Annotated in this window: 21 protein-coding genes; 17 read left to right on the top strand and 4 right to left on the bottom strand. The window is 45.6% G+C overall.

From position 1 onward, the window contains the following. Positions 1 to 14 precede the first annotated feature (14 nt). The 11 genes from VSQ61_RS05985 (at position 15) to VSQ61_RS05935 (ending at position 11,269) form a co-directional block, all read left to right on the top strand. The gene (locus VSQ61_RS05985; RefSeq protein WP_334343544.1) at positions 15 to 752 is read left to right on the top strand and encodes an ABC transporter ATP-binding protein; all 738 of its coding nucleotides are present in this window, start codon (positions 15 to 17) and stop codon (positions 750 to 752) included. Further along, on the top strand, positions 749 to 3,124 hold the full coding sequence (locus VSQ61_RS05980) for an FtsX-like permease family protein (protein ID WP_334343543.1): 2,376 nt from the start codon (positions 749 to 751) through the stop codon (positions 3,122 to 3,124). The genes VSQ61_RS05985 and VSQ61_RS05980 overlap by 4 nt, the downstream gene beginning before the upstream one ends. Positions 3,125 to 3,424: 300 nt before the next feature. Next, the gene (locus tag VSQ61_RS05975) at positions 3,425 to 3,931 is read left to right on the top strand and encodes a hypothetical protein (protein ID WP_334343542.1); all 507 of its coding nucleotides are present in this window, start codon (positions 3,425 to 3,427) and stop codon (positions 3,929 to 3,931) included. A 416-nt stretch (positions 3,932 to 4,347) separates the two neighbouring features. Then, positions 4,348 to 5,244, top strand: coding sequence for a helix-turn-helix transcriptional regulator (locus tag VSQ61_RS05970; RefSeq protein WP_334343541.1), 897 nt, complete (start codon positions 4,348 to 4,350; stop codon positions 5,242 to 5,244). 33 nt (positions 5,245 to 5,277) lie between these two features. Further along, the gene (locus VSQ61_RS05965; protein WP_334343540.1) at positions 5,278 to 6,162 is read left to right on the top strand and encodes an SPL family radical SAM protein; all 885 of its coding nucleotides are present in this window, start codon (positions 5,278 to 5,280) and stop codon (positions 6,160 to 6,162) included. A gap of 90 nt (positions 6,163 to 6,252) precedes the next feature. Continuing rightward, on the top strand, positions 6,253 to 7,740 hold the full coding sequence (locus VSQ61_RS05960; protein ID WP_334343539.1) for a hypothetical protein: 1,488 nt from the start codon (positions 6,253 to 6,255) through the stop codon (positions 7,738 to 7,740). Positions 7,741 to 7,847: 107 nt separating this feature from the next. Continuing rightward, positions 7,848 to 8,516: a DUF3879 family protein gene (locus tag VSQ61_RS05955; protein WP_334343538.1), complete on the top strand. Its 669-nt coding sequence runs from the start codon at positions 7,848 to 7,850 to the stop codon at positions 8,514 to 8,516. Positions 8,517 to 8,806: 290 nt separating this feature from the next. Next, positions 8,807 to 9,163, top strand: coding sequence for a hypothetical protein (locus tag VSQ61_RS05950; RefSeq protein ID WP_334343537.1), 357 nt, complete (start codon positions 8,807 to 8,809; stop codon positions 9,161 to 9,163). A 97-nt stretch (positions 9,164 to 9,260) separates the two neighbouring features. After that, on the top strand, positions 9,261 to 9,854 hold the full coding sequence (locus tag VSQ61_RS05945) for a YdcF family protein (RefSeq protein ID WP_334343536.1): 594 nt from the start codon (positions 9,261 to 9,263) through the stop codon (positions 9,852 to 9,854). Between the two features lie 132 nt (positions 9,855 to 9,986). Next, a complete protein-coding gene (locus VSQ61_RS05940; protein WP_334343535.1) occupies positions 9,987 to 10,727 on the top strand; it encodes a Fic family protein in 741 nt (246 codons plus the stop codon). Between the two features lie 59 nt (positions 10,728 to 10,786). Beyond that, entirely contained in the window at positions 10,787 to 11,269 is a 483-nt protein-coding gene (locus VSQ61_RS05935; RefSeq protein ID WP_334343534.1) for an ADP-ribosylglycohydrolase family protein, read from the top strand. Between the two features lie 40 nt (positions 11,270 to 11,309). Here VSQ61_RS05935 and VSQ61_RS05930 read toward each other — a convergent pair whose 3' ends face one another. The 4 genes from VSQ61_RS05930 to VSQ61_RS05915 all read right to left on the bottom strand — a co-directional run bounded on the left by VSQ61_RS05930 (position 11,310) and on the right by VSQ61_RS05915 (position 16,197). Next, positions 11,310 to 13,520 carry an ABC transporter permease gene (locus VSQ61_RS05930; RefSeq protein WP_334343533.1) on the bottom strand — a complete coding sequence of 737 codons (2,211 nt, stop codon included), beginning with the start codon at positions 13,518 to 13,520 and terminating at the stop codon, positions 11,310 to 11,312. A gap of 5 nt (positions 13,521 to 13,525) precedes the next feature. Further along, the gene (locus tag VSQ61_RS05925) at positions 13,526 to 14,206 is read right to left on the bottom strand and encodes an ABC transporter ATP-binding protein (RefSeq protein WP_334343532.1); all 681 of its coding nucleotides are present in this window, start codon (positions 14,204 to 14,206) and stop codon (positions 13,526 to 13,528) included. Positions 14,207 to 14,344: 138 nt separating this feature from the next. Then, positions 14,345 to 15,529: a sensor histidine kinase gene (locus tag VSQ61_RS05920; RefSeq protein ID WP_334343531.1), complete on the bottom strand. Its 1,185-nt coding sequence runs from the start codon at positions 15,527 to 15,529 to the stop codon at positions 14,345 to 14,347. Further along, a complete protein-coding gene (locus VSQ61_RS05915) occupies positions 15,526 to 16,197 on the bottom strand; it encodes a response regulator transcription factor (protein WP_334343530.1) in 672 nt (223 codons plus the stop codon). Before VSQ61_RS05915 ends, VSQ61_RS05920 begins: the two co-directional genes overlap by 4 nt. A gap of 296 nt (positions 16,198 to 16,493) precedes the next feature. Here VSQ61_RS05915 and VSQ61_RS05910 point away from each other — a divergent pair, with 296 nt between their 5' ends. The 6 genes from VSQ61_RS05910 (at position 16,494) to VSQ61_RS05885 (ending at position 21,376) form a co-directional block, all read left to right on the top strand. Continuing rightward, positions 16,494 to 16,718, top strand: coding sequence for a UDP-N-acetylenolpyruvoylglucosamine reductase (locus tag VSQ61_RS05910; protein WP_334343529.1), 225 nt, complete (start codon positions 16,494 to 16,496; stop codon positions 16,716 to 16,718). Beyond that, positions 16,708 to 16,863, top strand: a complete 156-nt coding sequence (locus VSQ61_RS05905; RefSeq protein WP_334343528.1) for a PIN domain-containing protein — start codon at positions 16,708 to 16,710, stop codon at positions 16,861 to 16,863. The genes VSQ61_RS05910 and VSQ61_RS05905 overlap by 11 nt, the downstream gene beginning before the upstream one ends. Positions 16,864 to 17,083: 220 nt before the next feature. Continuing rightward, a complete protein-coding gene (locus VSQ61_RS05900) occupies positions 17,084 to 17,617 on the top strand; it encodes a sigma-70 family RNA polymerase sigma factor (protein ID WP_334343527.1) in 534 nt (177 codons plus the stop codon). 16 nt (positions 17,618 to 17,633) lie between these two features. Further along, positions 17,634 to 18,647 (top strand): M23 family metallopeptidase, encoded by a 1,014-nt coding sequence (locus VSQ61_RS05895; RefSeq protein WP_334343526.1) that lies wholly within the window; start codon positions 17,634 to 17,636, stop codon positions 18,645 to 18,647. A gap of 172 nt (positions 18,648 to 18,819) precedes the next feature. Next, positions 18,820 to 20,493: a TFIIB-type zinc ribbon-containing protein gene (locus VSQ61_RS05890; RefSeq protein ID WP_334343525.1), complete on the top strand. Its 1,674-nt coding sequence runs from the start codon at positions 18,820 to 18,822 to the stop codon at positions 20,491 to 20,493. Then, complete coding sequence (locus VSQ61_RS05885) at positions 20,486 to 21,376, top strand: TPM domain-containing protein (protein ID WP_334343524.1); 891 nt, start codon at positions 20,486 to 20,488, stop codon at positions 21,374 to 21,376. Before VSQ61_RS05890 ends, VSQ61_RS05885 begins: the two co-directional genes overlap by 8 nt. The last annotated feature ends 185 nt before the right edge of the window (positions 21,377 to 21,561 follow it).

Raw genomic sequence — 21,561 nt, 5'->3', positions numbered from 1 at the left:
AGGAGTATTCAGCGATGGACGTACTGGAAACAATCGATCTGAAAAAATATTACGGCACGGAGCCCAATATCACCCGTGCTCTTGACGGCGTAAGCTTCACCGTAGAACAGGGAGAATTCGTGGCCGTGGTGGGAACCTCTGGCAGCGGCAAGTCCACCCTTTTGAATATGATGGGCGGACTGGATACGCCGACCTCCGGCAATGTCATTGTCCGTGGAGATGAGCTGGCGAAAAAGAACGATGAGGAACTGACCATTTTCCGCCGACGGAACATCGGTTTTATCTTCCAGAATTATAACCTTGTCCCTATTCTGAACGTCTATGAGAACATCGTCCTGCCTGTGGAGCTGGACGGAGATAAAGTGGATCAGAGGTTCCTTGGAGAGATTGTACACCTGCTGGCTCTGGAGGACAAACTACAGAATATGTCCGGCAACCTCTCCGGCGGACAGCAGCAGCGTGTGGCCATAGCCCGGGCCCTGATTACCAAACCGGCCATCGTTCTGGCGGATGAGCCTACCGGCAATCTGGACAGCAAGACCAGTGCCGACGTTCTGGGGCTGCTTCGACGTACCAGCACGGAGTTTAACCAGACCATAGTCATGATCACCCATAACAACGAGATCGCCCAGCTTGCAGACCGCATTGTGCGGATCGAGGACGGAAGAATTCAAAACACCTTTGAAACACCTTCAGACAGCATATCCGGAAGCGTCAAAGAGGCAGCCCCCTGTAAAGGAGGAGCGTTATGACATGGCCTTTTGAAAATGATACCAAAGCCGTAATAAAGAAGCTGGCGGACAGGAGCCTGGAAGCCGACAGGCGGCGGAGTATTTTCGTTATTATCACAATTGCTCTGGCAGTCTGTCTCATGGGCACTCTTTGCTTCGTCTATTCCGGACAGAGAATGCAGACCTTAGAGCAGATACAGGGACACTACCAGGCCGGCTGCACAGGCATTTCCCGTGGGGAGATGGAAGAGCTTGCGGCTTATGGAAAATTTGAAAAATGGGGCCGCACCATAGACTGTGGCTCCGTCCGCTATCAGGACAGCGTTTTGAACATCAGCTTTGTGGATTTTGGAATGATTGACCTGATGGACTACGGAAAAATCACCGGATCTTATCCCCAGGCAGAAAATGAGCTTTGCGTGGAACGGATGTTTTTGGAATATTTCAGTCTTCCCGCTGACACAGGCCAGACCATCACCCTGAATCTGGGCAATGGTGAAACCGCCTATACCATAACGGGCATTTTGGAAACCGAAAACAGCAGCCGGGTATTTACCGCCTGGATCGCTGAAGACGCTGCACTTACGGAGGGCAGCTTGGCCCCATATGAGCTGCGGTTCCAGTTTGCCGGAAGCCAGACGGGGGATAGCGAACAGCTTCGAATGGATATTCAGGCATTTTTTGAGGAAATGGGCATTTCCGAAGACAGGACATTTTACAGCTCCAACTATTTTGACATGGCGGAAATTTATCTGGGAAATGGTTTGGAGATCTACGTCCTGGCAGCCCTCATCGCAATCATCTGCGGGATTGTAATCTATAACATATTTTACATCTCTGTTATGGGAAAGCTTAAGGAATACGGCCGCTTAAAGGTTCTTGGAACCACGCCAAGGCAGTTAAGGCTTATTGTAAAAAGAGAGCGGCGTTTTTTAAGCACCATCGCAATTCCGCTTGGGCTGCTTGCGGCGGCGGCCGTCACCTTGATCCTTATGCCCGGCTACTGGGCCTGGTCAGACAATATAAAACATGGGGCGATTATTTCCGCTGCGGCCTACGGGGTTGTTCTGATTGCAACCAGGAAGCCTTTGGAACTGGCAGGAAAGGTATCCGCAATTGAAGCAGTCAGAGCCGCAGCCTATTTGGAGAGCCAGGGCCCCGGCGTATCCAGGCAGCTTCACCGCCGTCTCACAATGCCCCGCCTTGCCCTGATGAACTTTTCCCGGAACCGCAAAAAGACAGTTGTAACAACGCTTTCCTTAAGCCTGACGGGAATTCTGCTCCTTTGCGTTTCTGCTTACGCAAACTCGGTGGACGCAAAGGAAATGGCCCAGTCCCAGTTTGGAGACAGGAGCCAGTATCTCCTGCAGTATGAGGATTATGCGGGGCAGGAGTTTGTGGACATACAGAAAGAGAACCCTCTTGGCCGGAAGCTTAGGGATGAGATTGCCGCCATTCCCGGCGTGGACTTTGTCACGGCTTACAGCCTGGCCTGCGTTGAAATTCCCGCCATCTGGGAACAGGAGCCCTTTATTGTCAGGGGAATTTCAGAAAAGCAGATGTCAGACTTGTATACGGAGGATGTGGTTGCAAAGGGAACTGCGGATTATAAAAAGCTTGTGAAAGAGAATGGCATTCTGGTGTGTCCGGCAGGCGATACGCTGGAAATGGTCTACAAAACCAGCTATCAGGTTGGCGACACAATTACCCTTTCCTGTTACAACGGGCAGACAAAAACTTACACGGTTATGGGCATTGTTGATAATGTTCCGATTGGCTGCACGTCCCATTTCTTTATTCTCCCGGAGGAAGAATTGCCTGTGCTTTACCCTGAGATCATCGATTTTACAGGCTATCTCAATGTTCACGCAAAGGAGGACGGCGAAGAGCTGCGGCAGGCGGTATTCGGTGCCGCAACGGACAAAAGGGTTGATGTTTCCGGCGTGGAGGACATGGCCGCCGTCCTTAAGGACAGCCTGCAGCAGGAGCTTAAAAGGGATTACGGCATCCTTGTTTTTATCTTTGTGTTTTCCCTGATCAATCTGGCCAATACGCTGATTACAAACCTTTTGTCCCGCCAGCAGGAGTTTGGCATTTTTCAGTCCGTCGGTATGAGCGACCGGCAGCTATCACAAATGCTGTCCTTTGAATGTCTGTATTATGTTGGAATCACATTGCTTGTAACCTTGACCATTGGAACGCTATGCAGTCTGGCTGTGTGCGGCGTCTTTGATAAGATTGGCACATTCGGAAAGATTACCTATCACTTTCCGCTGATTCAAGTGCTGCTGTTCGGGGCTGCACTGCTTCTTGTTTGGGCGGTATTCTCCGGCTGTGCGGTCCGTTATTCCGGAAAGCTTTCCCTTGTGGAACGGATTAAGGCGGCAGAGTAGCAGGCCGTATCTGAAAAGTCTGCCGGAAAAAGCAGATGAAATTGCCGTAAGTAAATATTTTCTCTCTGTTTACGGCTCCAATGCTGAAATCGGGGAGAGGGTTATGCTGGACACCGAAAATTGGATTTAAGATTGCAGATAAGTCATCATTCCACAGCATCCCCGGGGCATCTCACAGCAAATGGATTAACCTGCCGTTTCTGGCAGCCGAAAGAGAAAATGTAAGGGTTCAGTGCTGTGCTGAAGTGACTTTACCCTTTAGTGCTGCCCGGCAGCAACTTAAAAAAGGAGGAATTGGTTATGCACACGAAAGCAATAGAGGGTCTTGTAGGGGCAAGTATGAATGCAAAGCTGATGAATACACCGCTTCAGGTTTATAATGAAGCAAGCCGGCGGGGTGATACGGCAGCAATGGGACGGGCAATGGAGTATGCTGGCGAATGCACGGACAAAGCAGGGGAGTGCATGAAAAAAGTAGAAAAAGGAATGGAAGAGGATGCAAAGGAAGCAAAAGAAAAAGCAAAATTGGAACGTGAAAACGCTATCCGAAAACGTAAGGAAGAGCGTGGAGAGCTTGAAAAGAGGATAGCAGAAAGCAAGAATAGGAAAATGGATACAGTTGAGATAAGCGGAAGTGAAAAGGCAACAGGGACAGGAGATGCCGGCCAGAATCAGCCCGGACAGGGCGGCGAACCGGTAAAAATAGTGACAGATGCTGTTAAGGCAGAGCCAACAATCTATACAAGAGCCGGTGAAGTAAGTCAGGAACAGCCGGAAGCCGGTGAGAGCATTTCTGTTTCCGTATAAAGTCAAATACCCCGCAGCAAGCTTGTAATGCAGTAAGCTGCGGGGTATTTGACCCTTGCGGCAGCTGCCAAATGGACATGCCAGCATGTCAGATTTTATAAAGCTTTTAGTTCATAGGGGTGCAATTGTAACAGGGACTGCAAAGAAAATGAGCTGGATGGTTGATATGAAAAAGGTAAGCAGGTATAATAAACCTTGACATATCCTGTCAGGATATAAGTGCTATTCTATGTGTAAGTCCAGCTAAGAAATGTCAAGTGTTTAACAGAAATATTTTCTGCTGGACGGTAAAGTTGCGAAAGCGCACGAGAGGAACTTTCATGAGTGCACTTTCGAATGAAAGTTTCTCTCATAGGTGTGTGCTGAAGTGACTTTACCCTTTAGTGCTGCCCGGCAGCAATTCGGAGGAAGACCAAATGCAGGAGAGCAGATTATTTAAGATTATATACTACTTACTTGACAAGGGACAGGCCACCGCCCCGGAATTGGCAGAGAAGCTGGAGGTGTCGGTCAGAACCATCTACAGAGACATTGATGCCTTAAGCGGAGCCGGCATTCCCATATATGCGGAAGCGGGCAGAAACGGCGGCATTCATTTAATGAATGATTTTGTCCTGGATAAAGCCGTATTATCAAAGGAAGAAAAGCAGGAGATCCTTACGGCATTACAGAGCATCCATGCAGTACGGAGCATGGGCGGCAGCCAAACCCTGCAAAAGCTCTCCGCAATCTTCAACCTCAATTGGGACGACTGGCTTGAAATTGATTTTTCCCGTTGGGGGAGCAAAGAGGATGACAATGAAAAATTTGAATTGCTGAAATCAGCAGTCCTCCATCGCAAAAGCGTCAAAATTCGTTATGCAGGCTCCTGCGGGACAATAAGCGAAAGAATCATACAGCCCCATAAGCTTGTTTACCAAGGAAAGGCATGGTATCTGAAAGCTTTCTGCACGGAGAAGCAGGACTGGCGGATATTCAAATTAAATCGTATTTTCGATCCGAAGATTTTAGATGAAACCTTTCCCAAACGCAGCTTTCCGGCACCGGAAGATGTTTCCGAAAGCGAATATCATGAGATTACGCTTCGCTTCCCAAAAGAAATGGCATACCGTGTATATGATGAGTTTGACAAAACACAGGTGCAGCGGCAGGAAAACGGGGATCTGATTGCTTCAGCGAAAATGCCCGAGGATGCATGGCTGACAGGATTTCTCCTGTCCTTTGGCACAGCAGTAGAGATACTTTCGCCCGCTTATTTGAGAGATGCCATAGCAGAGCAGGCAAGGCTGATATATGAAAAAAATAAGCCTTAACAAAGATTGTGCAAATAACCAGGGAGAGATCAAATGCATTTTGTAACAGCCAAAGGAATCCTATCCTCAAAAAACGGAATGAATTTATATCGGGGCTGTACTCACGGCTGCATTTACTGCGATTCCAGAAGCAAGTGCTACCATATGGAGCACGCCTTTGAAGACATTGAAGTCAAGGAAAATGCCATTGACTTGCTAGAGCATGCCCTGAAGCATAAGCGGAAAAAATGCATGATTGGCACAGGCTCCATGACCGATCCCTATATCCCTTTGGAAATGGAAATCAGAAATGTCAGAAAAGCCCTGCATTTGATTTATGAGTATGGATTCGGATTTACAGTCATAACAAAATCAGACCGCATTCTGCGGGATTTAGACCTTTTGCAGAAAATAAATGACAGGACAAAATGCGTTGTGCAGATGACCTTGACAACCTGCGATGAAGCCCTGTGCAGGAAAATTGAGCCCAATGTCAGTACAACAGGGGAACGCTTTGAGGTCCTAAAAAAGCTTCGTGACGCAGAGATACCTACTGTTGTCTGGCTGTCCCCTGTTTTGCCCTTTCTCAACGACACGGAAGAAAATATTTCCGGTATTTTGGATCTGTGCGTGGAAGCAAAGGTCTATGGCATCATTTGCTTCGGTATGGGGCTGACGCTTCGGGAGGGGAACAGAGAGTATTTTTATAAGCAGTTGGACCGTCTGTTTCCGGGGCTGAAAGAGAAGTACATACGAACATACGGCAATCAATACATGCTTGAAAGCCCGAAGAACCGTCAGCTGATGAAATTATTTCATCAGAAATGCAGCGAGAACAAAATAGTCCATAATAACGAACAGATATTTCAGTATTTGAGCACCTTTGAGGAAAAAGACCTTTCCGAACAACTTAGTCTCTGGGATTTTCAGGCGGAATAATTCCTTATGAAGTCTGTTTCTCCTGCCGATATTCATACAGAGAGAAATTTATTCATTTTCAGGCAAAGAAAAAGAGGGGCAGACATTTTTATGACAATAGCGGAAAGGATAGCGGCTTTGCCGGCGGCAGTAAATTTAGCTCAGCCGGGCCGTTCATATCTTGCTCAAGGAAAACAGAATGGCAGAACAAGCAAAGCGGAGCAGTCAGAAGATATTACAAACGCATCACGGCTCCAAAAGTCTTTATATGCAGTGGAGGATTCGGACTATTCCAAGGCAGACGCAGTAAATAAACAGTGGAGAAAGATGAATACCGTAAATATACTGGACATACTGGACGGAACGGCAGACACGTCCAATCGGACTTTGACCTCACAGGAGATTGAGCAGCGTCTGCAGCAGGGAGATCTTTTGAATGATATAAGTAATACGGATTTCGGTATGCTTAAGTTTGAACTTTCAGGGATTGAATTTGAAATGGGAGTTCCTGCTTCTGCAGATACATTTCATAAAAATGTGGAATATCTGGCTTCACGTTATGCCGCCATGGAGGATAGAATCAAAAACACATGCAAAGGGACAGAGCAAAAGGAGTACCTGGAGCAGTTAAATGACATTTACAAGAGTACATTAGAGAGGGCAGCCAACGAATATTCCAATCTGGTGGGAGGGATTTTGGGTAAATATGGTGTATTGGATGAGAGGGAAAAAATCTATCGGGCTTTCAAAAATGGAGTGGATGAAAGAGCTGCCGAATACAGGACGTACTTAAAGGAAAATCCGGGATTTACAGGCCTAGAGGGAACGAAAGATTCATGGCTTTTAAAGGATGATGAATATATAGCATCAAGGCTCAGAAGCCAAAACATTGCATCAACCAGAGATGCAAAGGATGATGAATATACTTTACAGGATCTGGAAGTAATAGGGAAGTATGCTTCTTCCTTATCCGCTATGGAGAAAAAATCCAATACCTATGATTTGAATGAAGAACGGATGGGACTGGAGCTTGCAATGCTTGCAATGAAAACAGATATCTTGGGAGCAAAAGCAGGTGTCAGTCCGATGCTTAATACAACTTTGAAAAACACACTGGAGGGATATATCAGAGCATTTCTGGAACAGTTTGATAACAGGCTGGATACGAACAGGAAGAAAGCATATACAGCTTCGGATATTCAGGGAAATGCACATTTGGATAAGGACAGCGTATGGCGTGTATACAATATGACTATGGAAAGCTATCGTATTTCCGGTGATGTGGTGCAGGCAATGCTGAAAGGTGCGGAGTATGGGAAAGCACAATATTCTGAAAAGATGAATCAGAATGGAACCAAGAATATTTACCGGTACAAAAACGGAAATACATATTGGAATCAATTTTTCCAAGCTTCCACAGTCACAAAGGCAAACGGATATGAAAAAAATGTAAGTACCTTTGAGCAGCACATGATGGGATGGGTAGATTTTAACATGAGTTTGGAAGAAAAGCAGGGGATACGTATGAACCTGTGCATGGATTTGGCGGAATACGATTCTGTGGATTATAGGGGAAACCAGTTCAGCAGGGAAGCATGAAGCTTATCCGTTTTGAAAGTGTAAACATTATGGGATGTACTGGCATCCTAAGGATGCATTGTTTGAAAAATATACCTGTGAAAAATACGGCCAAGGAGGGCTTTGTTATGCCAAGAATTATAGATTACACCTATTTATTTCAGAACATGCCTGGAGCATCAAAAACAAGCACCAATTTAATTGGCAGCTTTCAGCTTTCTCAGATCAACAGCGGCTCCGTACAGTCGCAGCTAAGAGCAGCGGGAATTGACACCAACAGCAAGCAGTTCAAAGCGGTCATGAAAGAGATGATGAGTGCCAGCAAGGGAAACGGTGCCATGTTCACAAACATCCAGGCTATTAAAAATTCCATGAAAAGCTACGATCAGGACGGAGATTATATCGATCCCACTACCGGGCTTGCAGGTCTTCTGGTGACAGAGGAAAACGAAAGTAGCCGAAAACGAATCATCTCCATCCCGGAAAGCAGCAAGGAGGAAATGTTTGAACAGACCAAGAGAGAATTCCTCCGGGAAAACGGCGTGCTGAACGGCGACACCACAAAGAGATCCGATGTATACACAAATATGTACCGAAAAGTGACAAAAAAGGATCGTCTGGCGGCAGGGTACACCATGCAGCAGTACGAGCGATCCTACCGGCAGGCATTCTTGGATGCGGCAAGAAAAGCAGATCCAAGCTGGGAGATCGGCAGGCCGATCCCGGCCGGAGCACTGGACGGCATTACAAGAGCGTCTGTTGAAAATGCACGAGGGGCATTGGATGTGAGGATATAGTGGGATTTGTTTTGAGGTTCTTGCCGATGCTTGAGATCGTACCATCTAACACACCAATTAAAAAATCTTTTTATGCAACAAACAAGTGGCAGTTACTTTTCTATGATGGAGTGACTGCCATTTCTCTATTAAGACCACATCGCAAGAGACTATTTGGAGTTGAAGATTATATGAAATACAATTATAATAAACCATAGCAGAACAATTAGTAAGCTTAGGTGACAAAGAGAGCGATTATAAAGTGATTGGCTATTATGTATGCGAAATTACAGACATGCCAGAATACTTGCATGAGCTGGGAAAGAAAATGCTCTCTGTCAGTACTTGCCTGGGTGAACCCCACTAAGACCGTATACAAGGTTGACTATCCGGATGTCAGCGGCAGCGGCTATCAATGGCATGAACAGGTGCTGAGCCGGGATCAGGGGCAGGACATGGTGGATGCAGGGAGGATGGTTCAGCGCCGGGTACTTAGCATATGGGATAAGGGCACTTATATTACCCTGGAACCGGAGCAGGATGCACAGAGCTATACGGAGGGATTAAAGCAGAAATATACATACACATTGGGAATGTCGGCGGCATATATTTTGATTTATTTGGGAACATGGGCGGTATTATGGAATATAAAACGGGGAAAGGCATGATTTTGAAAATGCTGTTTAATTCATAGAGCTTGGGGCCTCTTTGACAGAAGAGCGCATGCGGATTTTTGATTGGTATTATGGAGTGTAAAAGGAAGCTATGAAAAAAAGAAAAATTATTTTATTTGCTATTCTTATACTTATTCTCTACCTTGCAGGGAATACCATAAGCATCTGCATGTACGGTATGAAGGATGAACGCTGCGAGGCAGATGTGGCCATTGTTCTTGGAGCGGCGGCCTATGATGAGACCGTTTCCCCTGTGTATCGGGAGCGTCTGAACCACGGCATCTACCTGTATCAGCAGGGATATGTAAAAAAGATCATTGTCACAGGCGGCTTGGCGGAGGGAAACAAGTACTCAGACGCTTACGCAGCAAAACAGTATGTAATAGATATGGGCGTTCCGGAAGAAGATATACAAATGGAGGAAACCTCCACCATAACACAGGAAAATCTGGAAAATGCCAAAAGAATTATGGACGAGAATGCTTATGAGAAAGCGATTATTGTCAGCGATCCACTGCATATGAAGCGTGCCATGCTCCTGGCTAAAGATACAGGCATGGAAGCCTACAGCTCACCTACCCCCACAACCATGTATCGAAGCTTCAGGACAAAGCTGCCATTTCTGGCACGGGAGGTATTTTTTTATATTGGGTATCGGTGGTACAGACTGCTGAAATACTTTTAAAAGCGGTTGCTATTTTTCGTTGTACTAGTATACTGAAGATAATGCCTTTGGCATAATTACTTGTGCTGTTTTTACAGCCGGAAAATATAAATCGGTAATCGTTCTATGAATGACAACATGTGAGGTAATGCTATGAATAGATCTGAGAATAAAGAATTTCAGGACTTTCTTTTGGAAAGATTTAAAATTGAAAGAGCAAAATTTGACCGTTCAGGAGTATATGCCTGGACCCAGCGTTTACTTGCATATAACTCAAATAAGATTGAAGGAAGTACATTGACGGAAGAGCAGACCGCATCTTTATTTGACAATGGTACGTTACCCAGATCAGATGACTATTATAGAGCAAAAGATGTGGAAGAGATGAACGGGCATTTTCTGATGTTCAACAAAATGCTTGATACCATAGAGGAAGCTTTGACGCAGGAATTAATCAAATGCTTTCACTATGAATTGAAATCAGGGGTATTTGAAGATCGAGCCAATGGGTATGCTATCGGTGATTATAAGAAACGTCCAAATATGATTGGCATGTATCAGACCGTAAGGCCCGAGAATGTTGAAAATGAGATGGACTTGCTGTTAGACTGGTATCGCAGCAGAGAGATAAATATCTGCGTATTAGCAGAATTTCATGCGAGATATGAGAGTATTCATCCATTTCAAGATGGAAATGGCAGAACAGGCAGGCTGATTTTGTTCCGGGAATGTCTGAAAAATGGAATTGTGCCGGTTGTGGTTGAGGATGTGAATAGAAATGAGTACCTGGAGGCTTTAAAGGAATATAGAGAAGCAAAAAAATTGGATAAACTGGTTAAGCTTTTGGAGAAGGAACAGCAGTTTTATTTGGGAAAATGCGAGTATTTTATGTGAGAGCTTGTTGCCTTGGGCAATAGAAAAGAATATAGCAATGTCAGGAAGGCAGAATATTTATGGAAATGTGTGACAAAATAGCAGGCGGCTTTTATGGACTGCTCATAGGGGATGCCCTTGGAGTCCCCTATGAATTTTGCAAGGCGGAACAACTGCCGCCTTACGAAAAGATTGATATGATACCTCCCTTGGATTTCAAAAAGACGTATCCTCAAGTGGAGGCCGGAACCTGGTCGGACGACGGAGCACAGGCATTGTGTCTGCTGGACAGCCTGATAAGTCAGGGCGGCTTCTCTCTGAACAGCTTTTCGGACTTGCTGTCAGCATGGTATGAGGACGGACTTTGGGCAGTGAATAATGTGGTATTTGATGTAGGAATTCAGACCGGCAATGGGGTGCTTGCATGGGATTCAGGGAATACCAAAAGACTGGCTTTCCATGCTGCAGGAGAGGGACAAGGCAGAAAAATTGCTGGAACGGTTCTTTTTAAGCCGTGGGTATACTTAAGGTTTTTCAGAAATAAAATGTCTCCCTGCAGATAAGAGTTTAGAGATAGAAATTCTTATCTGCAAGGACATTTTCCTACATCATCGTATCATCCCGCAAAACCTCCACCAGACTTATCTTTTGCACATTCCGCCAGCCAAGGTAATAGGCCAGCGCCACGAAAACCCAGATAGCCAGCATAAAGGCAGCAATGGGAAGCAGCGGAGCTTCGGACAGGAATAATCCCACTTCAAGGTAACTGGCCCGCAGCATAGCTCCCATCGCAAGCACAGCCAGAGGCAGGGTAATCAAAACAGGCCGGCCGGCAATCACAAGAGCCTCGATACAGAACATCTTCCGGATGCCCTCGGGTGTCAATCCCACAGAGAGATACTGGGCAAATTCCCGTTTTCTCTGCCGGACGAAAGCAAGTGTATTGGAAAATACATTACTGATTCCAATAATGGCAAGAAGAACACAGAAGCTGCCGAATACAGTCATCATTCCCTGTATCTGTTTATCATTGAGTTCCTTCTCCTGAATACGGTTTTCCATCACCATTTCATATGTTTGACCCAAAAGCAGATCCATTTCATCTTCTAATTGATTCAATTCCTCCAGGGTCACATTTCCCATCCCACGCACACGAATATAGAGATCTTTGTCTGTTCCGCCTATCTGCCCCTTGATTTCCTTCCACAGGGATACAGGTAAGAAATGCACCAGCTCGTAAAAGTCAAGGGTGGCATATTCCTCTCTCAAAACAGGGACTTGCGAAGTGTAAGCAAGAACAGGAATTTCTGCGGTAATTTCTTCCTTTCCTGCCTGCCTTAAAATACTGGTATCGCCCGTTTCGTTTATATAGGGCATATACACAGGATGACGAAAATCAGGATTTGTCACGTCACGGATCTGATTTAGGATGATGGCTCCGTGAAGCTGGGGATCTATACCGATCTGCTCACAGTAAGCCAGAAAGCTATTGTCATCCAGAATAATAATAGGAACATTTACCATCCAGCCCTCATCGGTCCTTGCTACATAATTGGGAGAAGCATGGTCAAAACCGCCGAAGGAACGCATGTCATCCGTCATTTCTTCATCGGTAATTACTCTTTTTGCCACAGCCTTCTGATATACAACAGCACTCTCGATTCCGGAAAGCTCCTGTATCTGCCGGGTTTCCTCAAAAGAATCAATCTCCTCATTCTTTACCGTGGCCATAATGTCCCATACGTTCATGTACCGTACAAAATAAGTTTCCCTTGTGCTGATTCCGGACAAGGTAAAAAAGCACTGCATCATCGTAAAGGCCAAAAAAGAGAATATCAGGGACAGTGATGCGGCCCGCAGAGCCTTTCGCTGTGCCTTCAGCGCATTTCCGGCCAGTTCTCCTTCCGCACCAAACAGAAGCGTAAGAAGAGGGGAGTTCTTTTTACGTTTTAACTGGAGGCCCCCCGCAGTCTTCACAGCCTCCAAGGGAGTCAGCTTGCTTAGCTTTCTGGCCGGAAGCCATGCGGAAATCCATATAGTTATGATTGTGATAATCAGTGCAGTCAGAAAAACAACCGGATGATAAGTGAAAACCGCCTCATGCCGTCCAGGAATATCCTTTCCCAGAACATTTGTCAGATACGTAATTGCGAAGCTCAGTCCAATGCCGAAAAAGTTCCCTGCAAGAATCGGGATGGCACACAATGCGGCGGCCTCCTGCAAAAGACAGGTCCGGATCTGCTTTGGCGTAGCCCCAATACTGGAAAAGATGCCAAACTGATGGATCCGTGTATTCATGGACATGGCAAATGAATTGTGGATAATCATAATCAGGGAAAAGGATGCCATGGCCCCAATAAAGAGCAGCAGAGGAAAGGTCAATCTGGGCGCCGGATCTGACGGATCACGGATAAAATACATTGCCAGAAGATTATAGTGGTAGGTAATTGCTTCCGGCGAAGCCCCTGCAAGCTCGGCGATTTGCGGAGTATCCGTAAGGGCATCCTTCATAGAGTGAAAATAAAGGTCAATCACCGTTTCCTGCTCCGAGGATTCCCTTTCATTGATGAGCGCATCCTTTACAGTGGCAAAATTAGTGATGGATTCCGGTACTCCATCCTGAAAATCTCCCGCAATCCGGCTCTGCCAGCCCCCTTCCTCCTGCTCAATCCTCTCAATTTCATAATTCCACAGATTATAAAATTCTCCGCACAATAGGGATAAAAGCAGGGCTGAAATAAATGCGGCAGCAAGTACGGATACACTGGAGGAACGATTGTTTTTGATATAGCTGACTGAATAATCTTTCCACATAGCAATCACCTCCGCCACTCGTCATGGAGGATCCGTCCATCCTCTATGGTGATAATGCGGTCAGCCTCCAGAGCCACCTTTTCATCATGGGTAATAAGTAAAATGGTCTGTTCCAGGTTGCGGTTGGAGAGCTTCAGCATGTCCATGATTTCCCTGGAATTTTTCTGATCCAGATTTCCGGTGGGCTCATCTGCCAGAAGAAGGGCGGGGCGGTAGATCAGAGAGCGGGCAATGGCAGCCCTTTGCTGCTGGCCGCCGGAAAGCTGGCTGGGCAGAGCCTCCAGCTTGTCAGAAATTCCAAGAGAGCTGACAACCTTCTCAAAATATTCCTTGTTTGGCTTTTTCTTATCAAGTGTCAGGGGCATAAGTATATTTTTTCGTATGGTAAGGGTGGGAATCAGGTTATAGAACTGATACACCAGTCCGACCTTCCTGCGGCGGAAAATTGCGGCCTGTGTTTGATTAAGTTCGGAAAGATCCGTTCCGTCTATGGTAACTTTTCCCTTTGTGGGCTTGTCTACACTGCCGAGAATATGCAGAAGCGTAGACTTCCCTGAGCCGGAGGCTCCCACAATTGCTACAAATTCTCCCTTGCTGATGGCAAGATCGATTCCGTTTAGCGCCGTAACCTGATTGCTTCCGGAGCCGTATACTTTTTCGACGCCTTCACATTTTAAAATATCCATTTTGTTGTTTCCTTTCTTTCTTTTCTTCTGGTATTATCAGATAGAAGCGGTTTTAAGTTGCTTACATTTATATTGTAGCAAGTGAAAGTTACAACTTGGTGACGATACCAGGGAGCATCTCGCTATGCCATTCGGCAATTAGATGTAATAAAACCGAATTTCAAAACAGGCTCCGCCATCCGGCATATTTCTTGCCCGTATGGTTCCGTTCTGACGCTCAATAATCTCTTTGGACAAGGCAAGCCCGATCCCGATGCCGCCCTCGCCTGCATTCTGCCCCCGATAGAACCGCTTAAAAAGATGGGGAAGATCTTCACGGGCAAATCCGTTTCCTTCATCCCAGATAAGGATTTCCGTGTATAGCGGATTCTGTGCATAGGAGCAGTGGACGGTACCTCCTTTGTTATGCTCCATGCAGTTTTTCATCAGATTTATAATAGCTTCCATTGTCCAGTCCATATCTACGGTGACTGCCATCTCGCCCAATTCCGGGATATCCATAACCGTGCCGGATTCCGTCAGCAACTCCTGCAGGTTATCAGCGGCAAGTACAAGCATGGTAAAAACATCAGTCTCATCTTGCTTAAGCAGCAAGGTTCCAGCATCCAGCCGGGACAAAACAAGCAGAGCTTCTTCCAGATGGGTAAGCCGCAAAAGCTGTTTTTCCACCTGTCCCGGATAATTTCCGCCGCAGTCCCGTTTCATCATCTGAACAGATAAGGAAATGGCTGTGATTGGCGTCTTGATCTGGTGGGCAATATTGGACAGATTTTCCGCAAAATGATTTTTTGCTTGTACCGCAGCATCCTTTGTCTGATAGAGAAAGGTTACGGTTTTGTAGATCTCGTCCTCCAATTTGGAAAAATCATCTTCACCGGAGGCAGAGAGAATGACAGCCTTTCCCATATTGACCTGCTCCAGATAATTGGTCAGAGCCTGAATGCGTAAGCTCTCTTTTTTATTTCGATACAAAAAGGTAAGGCAAAGAAGCAGGGCCCCAAAAAGAAAGCCAGCCACGGCAAACAGGATGCCGGTTCCTATGGACAGAGCTGTGAAATCCGAGATGCGGTATCCAAATGAAGACAGGATATCAGGGTTCATTGTGCCGCTGTCACCCTCCGTCATATATTCCTTTAGTGCGGCAAGAATAAGTCCTTTGGTTTCCGGCTCCTGTTCCAGAATCTCTCTGCATACGGAATTTAACAGGTTAAATTGAAGGCGGCTGTAATAGTGAGAGACCATAAAAACCGTTAACGCAGAAGCAAGAAGACTTAAAGACAGTGCAAATCCCAAAGTAACTGCTATATTTTTTCGTCCGTTCACATCGAATCCTCCATACGGTATCCTACACTTCGAACTGTTTTCAGGCAGGCAGGCTGATGCAGCTTGTCCCGCAGGCGTTTCATGGTGACAGTCAAGGTGTTGTTGTTTACATAATTTCCATTTACATCCCATACCTGCTCCAAAATTTTCTCTCTGGTAACAGTTTTCCCCTTGTTTTGAAGCAGATACAAAAGCAGCTGGTATTCCGCTCCGCTCAACCCGATTTCCTCGGAACCGCAGAAAACAGCTCTGCGGTTTCGATCAATGGAGATTCCATCACAGGAAAGGTACTGCTTTGACACATTTCCGGTTCTGCGAAGGAGGGCCAGGATTCGGGAATACAGCACCTCCAGCTCAAAGGGCTTTACCACGTAATCATCCGCACCGTTTTGAAAGCCGGAAACAATATCATGAGAATCGTCCCGAACCGTAAGGAAGATAACGGGCAGTTCTTTCCAGTTGCTGCGAATCCACTGGCACAGGCTGTCTCCACGGCCGTCCGGCATATTCCAGTCCAACAGTACAAGCGCTGGCACATGAGCGTTCAAAGCCTGCCTTGCCTTCGCAAGGGTAGTATATATGGTTACTTGAAAGCCTTTTTGCCCCAGATATTCTTTTACGGCCTGTGCAATACTTGGATCATCTTCAATATAATATAATTCAAACAATGTTAGTTTCCGCCTTTCTGATTCCTGATGGCAGTAAGTGCTACCCTATAGTAGCTGATTTCCATTATAGCAGGAATAAGTGACAGATGAATGACAGTTTTTGGATTTGCAATAAATTTTTTAATGTTATTTTATAATAACTTACGCTATCCGCCTAGAATGTTATGATTGTTTAAGGATTAAAAAAATGTTATAATTAATAACAACATTTGACAAGTGAAAAAATGAATCTTGGATGTGAATTTATTCAATATACGAAAGAAATAAATATGGAATAATGATAGGAGGTATTGCTGATGACAGCTTTGCGGCAAACTGCAATAAAAGAAATGGAAAAGCTACCGGAAGATAAAGTAGGATTTATTTTACAGATTATACAAGGGGTTAATGGTTTATATAATGATAATCGCTCAGAAAGGAAAGAAGCATTTGCAAGATTAGAGCAATTGCGTAAGAAAGGAACGGTTGCTGATTATGACGAGGAATTAGCTTCTTATAGGGAAGAAAAATATGGTAAATAGGATTCAGTTTTCTGACTTTGACGATTGTTTGCAAATGGAGTGTGCAAGAGCATACGGAGCAGAATATATTGTCACAAGAAACATAAATGATTATAAAATGTCAGATGTGAAAGCAATTTTACCAGAAGATTATTTAAAATTATAGAATTAGTGCAGAAAAGAACATATGTTTACATGAAAGAGGCATGCAAAAATAACTGGTGCTCTTTATCTTTTAAGTCATTAGCCGTGGAGTAAAATCTACGGCTTTTCTTTTATATACAAATCAAAAAATTAAGTGTTTTCAGTTTTTCACTCGTACTATATATGACTGATCAGTGAAATGTACCAAAAAAGACATACGGTTAGAGAAAGAGGTACCAATATTGAACGACAAGAAAATAATCACAGCAATCATCAACCAGGATGAGCAGATGCTTGCATTTGTTCTGCAAAAGTATTCGAAGCTTCTCTGGCGGATTGCTGCCTCCATCCTGATCAATGCGGCTTCCGTTCAGGATGTGGAGGAGTGTATCGCAGATGTATTCATTTATCTGTGGCAACATCCCGAAAAATACGATCCCAATCAGGCAAAGCTTGCTTCCTGGCTTTCCATAATTGCAAGGTCGAAAGCGATTGACCGGTATCGCCAGATAATCAGAAAACGGGAGCTGCCCATAGAAGAAATTGTAGCCGAGAGCTTAGGATACGCCCAGGCGCCTGTCATTGATGAGGAAAAAGAAAAATTATTGTCCTGCATAGGCGAGCTGGGAGGAAGAGACAGGGATTTGATCATAAGGCGGTACTACTATGAGCAGAAACCGGCGGAGATTGCAGTTGCACTGGACATGCCCAGGAAACAGGTGGAAAACCGCCTGTACTATGTGCGGCAAAAGCTGAAAAAAATGATGGAACGGTGAGAAAGGAAGTAACTATATGGAAAAATATACCAGGAAAAATCTGAAAAACATACGGACAATCGTTCAAAACAAAACAGGAGTGGTTTTCACTGCAAACAAGACTTCTATGCAGAAAACCGCAGGCTGTAAAATCAGCCGGATGGCATTTCTGACCGCCTGCCTGCTATGCTTTATAACCCTGTCAGCCTTTGCCTGGGTGAAGCTGTCGGACTTGAATGGCGATAAAATCGGCTTTGCGTGTGCATATCAGGGAAAGGGCAGGTTTGATATTGTTATTACAAATTCCTCTGATCGGGTGTTAAAGCTGCAGGACAAGGTAAAGGTTATGCAGTGGTCAACCGGGGATGAGGTGGAGGGCGACCCGGAAAAGATATGGATAACCCACACACCAATCGCCCCGCATTCACAGGGAATCGTCTCTATTGATTTATCAGAAGGCTATGACTATAGAGCAATGGAAAATGCATTGCAGGAGGGAGACTGGTACTATTTTGTCCTGACCAACAATAATTTTGCATTCGGACAGGACTGGATGTGCTCCTTTGATTTTAAACTGGAAAAAACAGAAGAGGTTCAGAACCGGCTGGTTCAGGCAATGGAGGAAAAATCAGAGGAAGAACAATCACAGGAGCCGCAGTATCGCACCGGAGATTTGATTGATTCTGACTGGATCTGGCCCACAGTCAGCCGAAATATATCCGCTGTTTACGGAAGACAGGAAAATGGAGCTTATTCGGATCACATTAACATTGCAGGAGCAGCCGGAGATAATATTTATTCAGTTGCGGATGGAACAGTTAGAGAGGTGGCATTTGACGCAGCTTACGGAAATGTGATTGTAGTAGATTTGGGAGAAGGTGTATCTGTTAAGTATGGCCATCTAAAAGACATCAAGGTATCCGAAAGCGATGAAATCCATCAGGGGCAGGTGATCGCAGCGCTTGGCCAGACGGGAATGGCAGCAGGGCCTAATCTGTCCTTTTCGGTAATAGTGGATGGGGAAGCAGTGGACCCTTTAACGATAAAATAGAAAGGGTTGAAGATCCTTTGCAATCTATTTATAATAATATGCAGCAGGGTATCATTCCGAAAAAATTTGCACCTATAAGTTAAAGGCCAGATAGGAAGTAAGATGACAAGTTGTTGAGCCAAGGGTGAAAGAGCGTTGTTTTGTAACAAGGATGATGCCCCAAAAGGAGAGTATGATGTACAAATGTCCCAATTGTGCCGGGAATCTGAAGTTTGATATTGCCCGGCAGAAGCTGCATTGTGAATATTGTGATACGCAGATGGATCCCTACGGTTTTTATCAGGAAAAGGATGCGGAAGAGGGAAAAGGGGCATCCGGGGAGTATAAGGTGACGGTTTTTACCTGCCCACAGTGCGGCAGTGAGCTTATAAGCGAGGATACGACAGCAGCCACCTTCTGCAGCTTCTGCGGAGCGACTGCTATTTTGGACAGCCGTATCAGCAGAGAGCGGCAGCCGGAATGCATTATCCCCTTTACTAAGACAAAAGAGGATTGCAGAGCCGCCTATGGGAAGCTGCTGCGCCGGGCCATCTTTGCCCCGAAAGAGTTAAAAGACGAGACGCTGATTGAAAAATTCCGGGGAATTTATATGCCCTATTGGGTGTATTCCTTTGAAAAAAAGGAACATATTAGTTTTTTGGGAAAGAAAACACACAGAAAGGGCGATTACCTGCTTACGGATCATTATCAGCTGGACTGTGATGTGGAGGAAGATTATAAGGGGCTGGCCTACGATGCCTCCTCCGCCTTTTCGGACAGTCTCAGCAATGCCATAGCACCTTTTGATCTGCGGCAGGAGAAGAGCTTTACACCTTCTTTTCTGAGCGGCTTCTATGCAGATACCAGCGATGTGGATAAATTTGTCTATATGTCTGATGCGGAAAAATTTGTGATTCAGGATGCCTGTGAGCGTCTTCTTCGGGAACCGGTATGTGGTAAGTGCGGCGTTGGGCGGCCGGGTGATGAGTACATTATTGAAAATGCTCTTCGCCCTGACAAGAAGACAGCCAGGCTTGCCATGCTTCCGGTTTGGTTTTTGTCCTACCGGAACAAAGATCGGGTCAGCTATGCAGTGGTAAACGGCCAGACGGGAAAGGCGGCCGCAGATCTGCCGGTGGATGGGAAAAAGTATCTGGCAGGCTCTTTTCTTCTGGCAGTTCCGCTGTTTTTCCTGCTCAATCTCTCTTTCACCATTACACCCGGGGCGCTTCTGCTGATTGCGGCAGTGCTTGCATTCCTGTGCGTTCTGATTTCCAATGGACAGATGAACCATATTCTGGCAAGAGAGTCGGGGGAGGATGACAAGGGGCTGGCTTCCACAAGAGAATTTAGGGCAAGGAATACACAGTGGAAATGGAACAGGAAAAAGAAGAACCCGGGGCTTTGGAATAACGGAATAGGAAGAATACTTTGGGCTGTACTGGGAGTTTATCTGATGAGCTGGCTTTTTGTGGGATTTGCCCGGCTGGCGGACGTATTGGCAGGTATTGGGATGATAGGAAGCAGCAGTACAATGTTTTATTTTATAATATTGCTGATAATTCTAAGTAATTTTGTCAAAGGACGATCCTCCCGGCGCAGGGGACGCAGTTCGGATAAGAAGTCCTTGGGAGGCGGACATTTTAAGGAAAAAAGGCTGGTTTTGGTGAAGCCCCTTGGAGGAATTGCTCTGGCCGTAATCATACTGCTGGTGAATCCCGTTTCCGACTGGTTTTATTACATAGGCGCATTTGTATGTATGGGTATGGTGTTCTGGGCTATTATGGATATCATCAGACAGCACAATCTGCTGACTACTCGAAAACTGCCGCAATTAAACCGGCGGGGAGGTGACGAGCATGCGTAAATCTATTCGGAAATGGGTAAGAAAGGGACGAAGCCGTGTCCTGTGCATGTTATTGAGCGTGCTTGTGCTTTGGGCAGGGGTGCTGCCGGCAGGAAACCTTAAGTGCTTTGCACAGGAAAGTCCCAAAAAGGATATGGAATATGAATCCCAAAGAGATGAGAATGACAGCACATCCGAAGTGTACCGGAACCCGGACACAGGCTACCGGGTTTGGATGGAGGACAGAGCGGAGCTTCTTACCAAGGAACAGGAAATGGAGCTTGCAAAGGCTATGGAGGAAATCACTTCCTATGGAAATGCGGCATTTGTAACTACAAAAGAAAATGCCCGTTCTACGGAAAGCTTTGCCAGAAGCTGCTACATGGAGCAATTCGGCACGGACAGCGGCACAATATTTGTAATTGACATGGATAACCGCAATATCTGGATTCACAGTGACGGGGCCGTTTACAAGGTGATTACCAAGTCCTATGCCAATACCATAACGGATAATGTGTACCGCTATGCCTCAAGAGAGGATTACTATGGCTGCGCAAAGGAGGCTTTTGAAGAAATCTATGCATTGCTGGAGGGGCAGAAGATTGCTCAGCCTATGAAATACATCAGCAATGCTCTTTTGGCCATGATTCTTGCAATGCTGGCCAATTTTGGACTGATAATCTGCTTTACCAGACTGCATAAGCCCAGGAGAAAAACTGTTTTGGAAAATATGAACAGAAAATTCAGCTATTCAAATCTGAAAGCAGATTATGCTTATCAGACGAAGATTTACGATCCCATTTCCAGCGGAGGCGGCGGAAGCGGTGGAGGAAGCCACGGCGGCGGAGGGCACGGCGGTGGTGGCGGTGGCCATTCGGGAGGCGGCGGAGGGCACAGCTTTTAGGCAGTTTCAGGTTGGAAAATACCCGTCCCTTTCATTTGGGAATTTTAATTTTCCTGTAAAATTCGGAATAAACATTGAAAAAATGCATATCCTATGATATGATTATGGCAAATTTAGAATCAGATTCCAAATTTGCCATAAATATTAGGCGGAAACACCCTGCGGGCATCCCTCTATGTACAAAA

Origin of the sequence: Candidatus Merdisoma sp. JLR.KK006, assembly GCF_036941035.1 — a bacterium.
In the GTDB taxonomy this organism is placed as follows: domain Bacteria; phylum Bacillota; class Clostridia; order Lachnospirales; family Lachnospiraceae; genus Laedolimicola.
This window is presented reverse-complemented; position numbering and strand designations above follow the sequence as displayed.

Coding starts and splice junctions, on each gene's coding strand:
- VSQ61_RS05985 (WP_334343544.1), top strand. CDS start 15: ATGGACGTACTGGAAACAATCGATCTGAAAAAATATTACGGCACGGAG.
- VSQ61_RS05980 (WP_334343543.1), top strand. CDS start 749: ATGACATGGCCTTTTGAAAATGATACCAAAGCCGTAATAAAGAAGCTG.
- VSQ61_RS05975 (WP_334343542.1), top strand. CDS start 3,425: ATGCACACGAAAGCAATAGAGGGTCTTGTAGGGGCAAGTATGAATGCA.
- VSQ61_RS05970 (WP_334343541.1), top strand. CDS start 4,348: ATGCAGGAGAGCAGATTATTTAAGATTATATACTACTTACTTGACAAG.
- VSQ61_RS05965 (WP_334343540.1), top strand. CDS start 5,278: ATGCATTTTGTAACAGCCAAAGGAATCCTATCCTCAAAAAACGGAATG.
- VSQ61_RS05960 (WP_334343539.1), top strand. CDS start 6,253: ATGACAATAGCGGAAAGGATAGCGGCTTTGCCGGCGGCAGTAAATTTA.
- VSQ61_RS05955 (WP_334343538.1), top strand. CDS start 7,848: ATGCCAAGAATTATAGATTACACCTATTTATTTCAGAACATGCCTGGA.
- VSQ61_RS05950 (WP_334343537.1), top strand. CDS start 8,807: ATGAGCTGGGAAAGAAAATGCTCTCTGTCAGTACTTGCCTGGGTGAAC.
- VSQ61_RS05945 (WP_334343536.1), top strand. CDS start 9,261: ATGAAAAAAAGAAAAATTATTTTATTTGCTATTCTTATACTTATTCTC.
- VSQ61_RS05940 (WP_334343535.1), top strand. CDS start 9,987: ATGAATAGATCTGAGAATAAAGAATTTCAGGACTTTCTTTTGGAAAGA.
- VSQ61_RS05935 (WP_334343534.1), top strand. CDS start 10,787: ATGGAAATGTGTGACAAAATAGCAGGCGGCTTTTATGGACTGCTCATA.
- VSQ61_RS05930 (WP_334343533.1), bottom strand. CDS start 13,520: ATGTGGAAAGATTATTCAGTCAGCTATATCAAAAACAATCGTTCCTCC.
- VSQ61_RS05925 (WP_334343532.1), bottom strand. CDS start 14,206: ATGGATATTTTAAAATGTGAAGGCGTCGAAAAAGTATACGGCTCCGGA.
- VSQ61_RS05910 (WP_334343529.1), top strand. CDS start 16,494: ATGACAGCTTTGCGGCAAACTGCAATAAAAGAAATGGAAAAGCTACCG.
- VSQ61_RS05905 (WP_334343528.1), top strand. CDS start 16,708: ATGGTAAATAGGATTCAGTTTTCTGACTTTGACGATTGTTTGCAAATG.
- VSQ61_RS05895 (WP_334343526.1), top strand. CDS start 17,634: ATGGAAAAATATACCAGGAAAAATCTGAAAAACATACGGACAATCGTT.
- VSQ61_RS05890 (WP_334343525.1), top strand. CDS start 18,820: ATGATGTACAAATGTCCCAATTGTGCCGGGAATCTGAAGTTTGATATT.
- VSQ61_RS05885 (WP_334343524.1), top strand. CDS start 20,486: ATGCGTAAATCTATTCGGAAATGGGTAAGAAAGGGACGAAGCCGTGTC.